The following is a 7,500-nucleotide window of genomic DNA, read 5'->3' as shown; positions in this document are numbered from 1 at the left end:
GACGGTCGACGACTACGACGCGCTGCTTCCCTGGAAGCTGCCGGCCCACCTACGCTGATCCGCGTTCCTACCACACGTCACGCGCTCCGACACCTGAATTGAGGGGCGTCGCTGATGGACCGCATACGGTAGAACGTCCAGTAGAGCGTCTTCAAAAGCTCTCCAGCGAGGCGAACGTTGCCTTGGGCGCTTTTTAACGCCGCGAGTGCCATGTGATTTTTGAGCGAGATCGAGCGCGCGATTGCCAGTGATGTAGGCAACAGATCACTGCGACTCAGCCGTGGCGATTGCTTGGTCGATTTCCGCTTCTTCGTATTAGCTGCCATGGCAAATATCGACTTATCCGTTGGGCGCACACTCGGAACGCAAGCCGAGTGGCCCGCACTCAACGCGTGTTCTTTACAACATCGCAACCTGCTGCAAGAGCTTCAGGGCCGTTCCTTCGTCTAGGCGTCCAGTCCGCGCTTTTCCCGCCAGCGTCTTTAACAACGCTTCGGCAACCGGCGCGATACCCCGAAGCGTGTCGAGATCGGTCATGATCGTCGACGGAAAGGTGTCAGCCGCGTGCGCAAGAAAACCAGCTGGTGCCGTTGAAGACGAAGTCGCATTAGAAGCGTCCTCATGGCTTTTTGCAAGTGCGCCGGATACCGCGATATCGAACCGATCGTGTGCTTCAGGTTGAATGGGCACTTCCTCGTCAACAGGACGAACGGCCTGATCGACGCTCTCGGCACCTTTAACCTCGTTGCGTTCTATAGGGAACGCCGAGGTGTCGTCGGCACCGGTAGCGGACTGAGGCATTGATCGACGCCGGCCTAAAGGCGTAAGCGCCTCCATGACGGCGGCCGGTACGTCCGGGGCCTCACGCGGTATATCCAGCCATCCCGATGGCAAGCCCAATACGGCGGTCATCCGTTCAGCTTCAGCATCGTCCAGGCGTTTCTTCCCGTGCAGACGATGGGCCATGTTTGATTGACTAAGATTCAATAAACGGCTGAGCAATGCCTTCGATCCGTTGCGGGCGGTCAAGACGTGCAAATTGGCCCGTCGAATTTCTGGAAGCGAGGGCTCCGCAGCTAATTCCAAGGATTGCTGAAGTTCGGCTTTGGACGGCTTTACCGCCGAGGTTGACGCGTGGCCTTTTCCTTTTTGGGGCACATCACGAATGCTGGCCGAATTTCCTTTCTTGGCGGAAGGAGGGGTTGCCGTCGCTTTTTGCGCTTTCGTTGCCATCTCATTGTTCCGGGTTGATGCGACATCAATACCGATAGTGTGACCGATCGAGGATGCCACTACGGTTTGTTCTGCTTGATCGTCCAACTCGTCAGCAACAGCGTCTTTTTGGAGGTCCTCCAACGGCGAGCGCAAGCGTGCCATCACCTCTTCAGTTAAAACCGGATTCGGCTGATCAAAAAAACAGTGCGGCAGACCCAACGTTGTTTCCATGTGAAACGCGGTCTCTGGCGTAAAACGCTCACCATCCGCAAGCTCAGCGATACGACTCAGGTTCGAATCCAGCGCGAGAGCGAGATTCTCCGCACCTGCAGCGTTGACGAGCAACTTGAATGCTCGGGTTTTGATCACCGACGCCGTTTGGGTTGCGTCCCTAGGCGCCGCGGGTTTCGCAAAATGCTTTTTTTGAGGCTGAGACGGCTTTGCGTGCGGCGGCTGGTGCGACGGTCGCGGCTTATTGCCTCGCGCCTGCGATCGCCCGTATGGTTGGCTCATCAACACACTCCAATGTAATTGTGCTGCTTCGATGACACAATGGATGGGCCGCCTTCGTTCCCGCATGAAGCCCGGACCCGGGGCTGATCTTTCTCTTGTCATACAATGCGCTTAGTTTGCGGCCGATTGAATAAGGGCCGTAGTCGGAAGTTCGTTCGATCCCGACATTGCCGCGACAAGAACAAATTGTTACCGTGCAAAATCAGCCGCTTCGAGTCGAACTTCTGAGGCGCCGCTTTTCAACGCAACGCGCTGAGCCAGGGCCATAATGCGATGACGGCCCGCTGCAAACGTGCGAAGCATACATTGCGCGTCGGCATCATCCCGCAGCCAGAAGTACTGCTCCAACGCTGCTCTGGAGATCAATGATTTTACCTCGCGCCCGCCTGCGGCGACCATAAAGATCACGGCGCGACCATCTTCAGAAAGACGGGGTTCAGGTAGAGATATGACGTTCATGTGCACTTAGGGCCGGAACCACTAGTCGATCTCACCGACGGCAAGATCGATTCCGCGTAAGCAAACGCAGGGGCTTACTTGTTGACGCTGTCTTTAAAACTTTTGCCTGCGGAGAATTTTACCGTCTTGCGGTCGCGATCTCAAGCGACCCGCCCGTCTTCGGATTGCGTCCAGTGCGCGCGGCGCGAGCGCCGGTAGAAAACGAACGGAAGCCAATCAACTGAACCGTGTCGCCCGACCACAACTGCTTGAGATATTGTTCCGAACACCTGGTCAATCAATTGCTTGTCAACGCTTTGCTAGCGCCGGTTTCCGCCGCAATGGCGTCGACTAACTCTTGCTTGTTCATTACGCATATTCTTAAAGGGCAAGTTGAATAATTCAGATTTGTATCCTAGCAAAACGTCGGCTGATCGGAAGCAATTTCTTCGCTGCGAATCTTTCGATGTTTCATCAACCAAGGCCGAACACGGCGCACCCTTCGAGACGATAAATTTTGGGGTGTATGTTGCGCGTTTGAGAGTGACATTAAAGCAGTAAGGCTTAACGCGTGGTGGACTTACGTTACCGATCCTCGACCGGGCGTCTGAATACCGCCGCGAGAGCGCCTATTCCTCGTATCTTGGTAGGGCTGCGGCGTTTCGCCGCCTAGATGAGCGCGTGCCTCGCGCTTACCGCCAATAGCGTGCATGAAATCGCGTTGAAGACAAATAATCCTCGCGGGCCCACAAGCGTCATCATCGTTGAAGCCAGCGTGGGTCCGGTCATCCCGCCTAACGAAAACAGTATCAAGAGCATCACCGAAACCGCGACCCGCAAATGCGCCTTGGTCCGGTCCTGGACGTGAGAAACGATCACTCCGTACTTCCTTGCCCCGAAGCCCGGCCGGGACCATCCCGGCCCCGTTTCGATGCGCTGGATCTCAAAAGCCGAATATCCGGAAGGTTTGGGCTACGTCGAAATGCGATTTGCGGCGGACCTGGTGCCGCTGCTCATGAATCTGCGGCGTCAGTTCACCAGCTATACGCTTTCGCAAAAATCCGCGCTTCGCTCCGTGTACTCCTGGCGGCTGCTCGAACTACTGTCGCAATACGAAAGTACGGGCTGGCTACATACCTCAGTCGAGGATTTCGGTTTTGCTATGGACGCCACGCCCAAACAGAAGGAGAATTTCGCTAAGATCAAAAGCCAGATCATTGAGCCCGCGATTCGGGAACTGACCAGTAAAGACGGCTGGCTGATCTCCTGCAAACCGATCAAGGAAGGGCGTCGCGTTGTGTCGCTACGCTTCGATTTCCGAAGGAATCCGCAAGGCTCGTTGCCGTTGTGAGGGACTGCCATGCCGGTGATGCAAAATTTCGATGATCCGCCGATGCCGGGAACTGTCGGGCAGATAATCGGCGAACACCTCTACATGACGGACGCCGAAGCTGAAGCCCTCGCGTCGGCCAAGGTCACGGTATTGCAGATATTCGATATCAGCGGGCCAAGCCCCGAAGATGACGATTGGGGCGCCTTTGTGCGAATCGAGACCGGCGACGAAAGCGGCGACATGAAGGCAGTACCGTCCTGCGATCTCTACATGGTCATGCAATGAGGGGGGAATGTGCCAGCCCGATCCCGCCAGGCTGCAAAAACTGCGGTGCCGCCGGCGTGATGGTCACAATCCGCACGGTGTCATGGTGGCGCGTGCGATCCGCATTGTCCGTGGTGCTTGGTTCGATTGCCGGCTGATCCGTTCTCGTCCAGGCGGCACACGCACGAATGCGCGCGCGCGGCGCTGCGGTATTTCGGTTTTAAGCTTGAACGGTTACCGGGACAGGTAATTGACCTCAAAAAACCCGTGCGGGCTCTACCCGGTGAGTAGGCGATACGATGGTGCTACGAATCAGCGGCGATCGACTTCCGCCGCCCTGCGGCAATTGCGGTGCGACCGGTCAGACGTACACGCGCCGGCAAGGCCGCATCGTGTCATGGTGTGGTGTCTGTGACCCGCATTGCGCCTGGTGCTTCAAAAGCCTGCCGAACGTGCCGGATGAGATAGACGCGCATATCAACCGCTGCACAATCGCTGCAATCGCCTTCTTCGGCTTTGACTCCGATCCACAGATGGAACAGGTCATCGACCTTAAAAACCGGCCTTTCGATTTGGATACCGAGTAGCGGCCATGTTGATGACTTTTACACAACGGAGCGATCCGAATCTCGGGCCGCCGCCCTGTCCATCATGCGGTTGGCGTGAAAGGATGCGCGGCCGCAACGTGGCACATCTCGGCATGGAAAAATGGCTCTGGTGGTGCCACATGTGCGAACCGCGTTGCTTCTTCTGCTTCCAACTTTCGCGAGGCGACGAAAGGGACCAGGCCCTGCATATGTGGGGCTGTGCGCCGGATTTAATGATACGGCTTCGAAAGCTGCGCCAAGGCTGGCCGCCCGATGGATTCCCCAATGAGTAAAGGCAGCATCCCCCTTGGTGACGTGGCCGCCCGCGCCTCGATGCTGGAAATCGCCTGTACGCGCTGCGAAGGTCGCGGCCGGTATCATCTAGCGAAGCTGTTGGCGACGTATGGTGCTGATTTTCCGATGCTGAGTTAGGCGCGGCCCTCGCTGATTGTCCGCGACGAAGGGCAACCGTCCATCACGAACGGTGCGACGTGCATTTCCCCAACCTCACGCGCATCGTGTACGGTGACGATCCGCAAAAGCGTGACGACCCCCCTGAAAACAGTGCTGTTCCTGGGACGTGACACCTTCTGACACTCCCTCCTATAGCGAAGCGACGGCCCCGACACTTTCGCCCCCGAAGGTCACTAAGTGACGCGAAGCGGCACGAGGGCGCATGTTGCGCCCGTTGTCTGCCACGACCGAAAGGCGGGGCCTTCATACATCATCGGGCGCAAGCCCGGATTCCGCTTAGGTTTATAAACGACGGTTGGTATCTTTGTCAGGCTGGCAAGCCGGTAAACGATCCGACCTGTTCGCTGACGATATGCCCGCCCAGGCCTGCAAGTGCGCGCGTCAGGCGCTTCCCGGGTATCTGTCAGTTTTCCACCTGATCTGTATGACACGCTTGAACGCATCGCCAAGGAAAAAGGTGTCCGTGGCATGGGTCGTCCGCGACGCAGTTGAGAAATATGTTTCGGACCAATGGCCCTTGCTGAAAGAGCGTCAATGAAAACCCAAAAAAGCAACCCGTCGGTCGTCCAGTGTCGATCCAACGTCACGGTTTGTAACGGTTCCACCAGCGATCGACGTCTGGGTTTGGCCTGGTTGGAATGTAAGGTTTTGTCAGGTTGGAAGAGCGGCGACTTCCGATACAAGGGAGTTCGGGCGAAGTAACGTTTTGTAGCCTTCCGACGCTTTCAATGCCCCGTCGCATCTCAGGTTTATTCAGGTTTTTCGCTCGGCCCGAATCGTTACCGCATGGCGGAGACTCCCGCCCGGGGGTGGCTCCGTGAGCCGATAGGCGAGTAGAGCCGGAAAGGCCGCCGAGAAGCCGAGTAAGATTGCCGCTTCCCCAATCAACGCCACTCGAAATGAGCGATTCAGTCGAAAGCGAACAAGCATCGCAAGAAACCGTCGAAAAAGTTGCGAAGCAGTTCCACGTTGAGATCCCGCCCCTGAAATCGCTGTTTGTCGAGATGCGGTTTGATGAGACAGTTCTCAGCTCGAGAACAGGCTTTTTGGTTGCCAACGATCGCGAATCTCATTGTGCGCTCGTGACCAATCGGCACAACGTCACCGGTCGTCACCAAGAGACCGGGCAGTGCATGAGTCCGACTGCCGCCGTCCCGAACAACATCGTCATCCATTTTCACAAAAATGCCGAAGCTATCGGCAAGTGGAAACAATAAAGCTGCCGCTCTATCGCGAAGACGGATCACCCTATTGGTTCGAGCACAGCGAGCTTCGTGACAAACCGACGTTGTTGCCTTGAACCTCAGCTGGGGGGATGACGTTTTCAAGGTCCCCTACTACCTCGAGACGAACTTGGATCGATGCGACATGCTCGTCGGGCCTGCCGAGCCTGTGAGTGTCATCGGATTTCCATTCGGACAATCATCTGTCGAGCGATTTCCCATCTGGGCCACAGGCTTCCTCGCACAGGAACTATCTCTGGTCACGCCAGAAAATCCTACCTTCTTCATCGACTGCCGGACGCGGCAAGGGCAATCTGGATCACCGGTAATTGCCTTTCGGGCGGGGAGCTATAGACAGCGCCAGGCCGATAAAATGGCTTCGATCATTACGCCAAAGCCTGTCTGGGAATTCCTCGGCATCTATTCCGGTCGCATCAACAACGAATCAGATATTGGAAGGGTTTGGCATGTAAGCGCGATTGCCAACGCCTACGCCGTAGCAGCAGCGCACGCAAAAGAAGCGAGCGGAGGAGATGGAGGCTAAAAAAGCCCTGTTACCTGTCGAGGCCAACCAGCAAGGGTCGCCCCAAGGAAGTCCCTTAGAGACGTAGGTGAGGCCGCCTTGAACGAAGAAACCGTGCAAGCCGGTCATACGGCAATAGGGCAATGCGGTTTTTTCCGAACTGATGTCGTCGCCGGGTTAGCGTGCGGCCTTGCCCCGTTTCTTCAGCTTCTGGGTTTGACGATGATCGGCTTGATCTGCTTTTGCCGTACGACACGGAATGAATCGAACGCCGCACGGGCCTTGAACACCTCGACCTTCTGAGGCTCATTTACCAGCGCAGCGAGGTCACTTACGGAGGCCGGACACCTGGCGCCAAGGATGACTTCACGGATCGCCATATGCGGATCGAAGTTCAGATAGCACTTACCGTCTTCCGGGGCACGGATGGCAAGATCGGCGAAAATTCGCCACTCTCGCTCGTATCCCCAATCCTTAAATTTGGTAGTCAAGAGGGGTGTTAGCTGTTCCATGGAGATCTGAGGCTTATCGCCAAGATGGTCCAGCAGTCCCTTCAAGAGATCGGGCGCATAGGTTACCTGCTGGGGCTGTGCCTGCGCTGCCAGATCGAATCCGATACAGACGCCCTGATGCTTTTGGCCGTAGTGAGCCCACATCACGGGGTTATCCCAAGCCGTTCCCATGCACAGCATTCCTATGGTCTGGGTCCAGTGGTCGTGCACTACCTTGAACAGCTGCCGCGCCCGGCGCTTACCAATAGAGGCGCCCATCAGCTCGAACGGATCGTTTGTCTCGTCGAGGGTTGAGCTTGCCCGCAAAAAATGGATCCCTTGCTGAGTGTGTAAAACTCACGCAAGGAGGAAGGAAAGATGGGTAATCCGAGAGCTCGATATACGCAGGAATTCATGCTGGAAGCCGTGCGCATGGTCC

8 protein-coding genes and 1 pseudogene are annotated in these 7,500 nt (G+C 56.5%); 5 read left to right on the top strand and 4 right to left on the bottom strand.

Going from position 1 to position 7,500, the window contains the following annotated elements; all coding sequences use genetic code 11:
- Positions 1-399 precede the first annotated feature (399 nt).
- The 3 genes and pseudogenes from ACRXB1_RS25630 to ACRXB1_RS25620 form a co-directional block, all read right to left on the bottom strand.
- Positions 400-1,560, bottom strand: coding sequence for a hypothetical protein (locus tag ACRXB1_RS25630; protein ID WP_449493633.1), 1,161 nt, complete (start codon positions 1,558-1,560; stop codon positions 400-402).
- A gap of 357 nt (positions 1,561-1,917) precedes the next feature.
- Positions 1,918-2,187, bottom strand: a complete 270-nt coding sequence (locus tag ACRXB1_RS25625) for a DUF1488 family protein (RefSeq protein ID WP_449493632.1) — start codon at positions 2,185-2,187, stop codon at positions 1,918-1,920.
- Positions 2,188-2,261: 74 nt separating this feature from the next.
- Positions 2,262-2,536, bottom strand: a pseudogene (locus tag ACRXB1_RS25620) (HU family DNA-binding protein).
- Positions 2,537-3,097: 561 nt separating this feature from the next.
- Here ACRXB1_RS25620 and ACRXB1_RS25615 point away from each other — a divergent pair.
- The 5 genes from ACRXB1_RS25615 to ACRXB1_RS25595 all read left to right on the top strand — a co-directional run bounded on the left by ACRXB1_RS25615 (position 3,098) and on the right by ACRXB1_RS25595 (position 6,591).
- Positions 3,098-3,517, top strand: coding sequence for a RepB family plasmid replication initiator protein (locus tag ACRXB1_RS25615; protein WP_449493631.1), 420 nt, complete (start codon positions 3,098-3,100; stop codon positions 3,515-3,517).
- A gap of 9 nt (positions 3,518-3,526) precedes the next feature.
- Positions 3,527-3,784 carry a hypothetical protein gene (locus tag ACRXB1_RS25610; protein ID WP_449493630.1) on the top strand — a complete coding sequence of 86 codons (258 nt, stop codon included), beginning with the start codon at positions 3,527-3,529 and terminating at the stop codon, positions 3,782-3,784.
- A gap of 278 nt (positions 3,785-4,062) precedes the next feature.
- Complete coding sequence (locus tag ACRXB1_RS25605) at positions 4,063-4,350, top strand: hypothetical protein (RefSeq protein ID WP_449493629.1); 288 nt, start codon at positions 4,063-4,065, stop codon at positions 4,348-4,350.
- Positions 4,351-5,723: 1,373 nt separating this feature from the next.
- On the top strand, positions 5,724-6,041 hold the full coding sequence (locus tag ACRXB1_RS25600; protein WP_449493628.1) for a hypothetical protein: 318 nt from the start codon (positions 5,724-5,726) through the stop codon (positions 6,039-6,041).
- A gap of 151 nt (positions 6,042-6,192) precedes the next feature.
- Positions 6,193-6,591: a hypothetical protein gene (locus tag ACRXB1_RS25595; RefSeq protein ID WP_449493627.1), complete on the top strand. Its 399-nt coding sequence runs from the start codon at positions 6,193-6,195 to the stop codon at positions 6,589-6,591.
- A 182-nt stretch (positions 6,592-6,773) separates the two neighbouring features.
- On the opposite strand, the gene ACRXB1_RS25590 is transcribed toward ACRXB1_RS25595, so the two are convergent.
- Positions 6,774-7,388 carry a DUF2971 domain-containing protein gene (locus ACRXB1_RS25590; RefSeq protein ID WP_449493626.1) on the bottom strand — a complete coding sequence of 205 codons (615 nt, stop codon included), beginning with the start codon at positions 7,386-7,388 and terminating at the stop codon, positions 6,774-6,776.
- Positions 7,389-7,500 lie beyond the last annotated feature (112 nt).

Source organism: Caballeronia sp. M23-90, from assembly GCF_053574605.1.
This window is presented reverse-complemented; position numbering and strand designations above follow the sequence as displayed.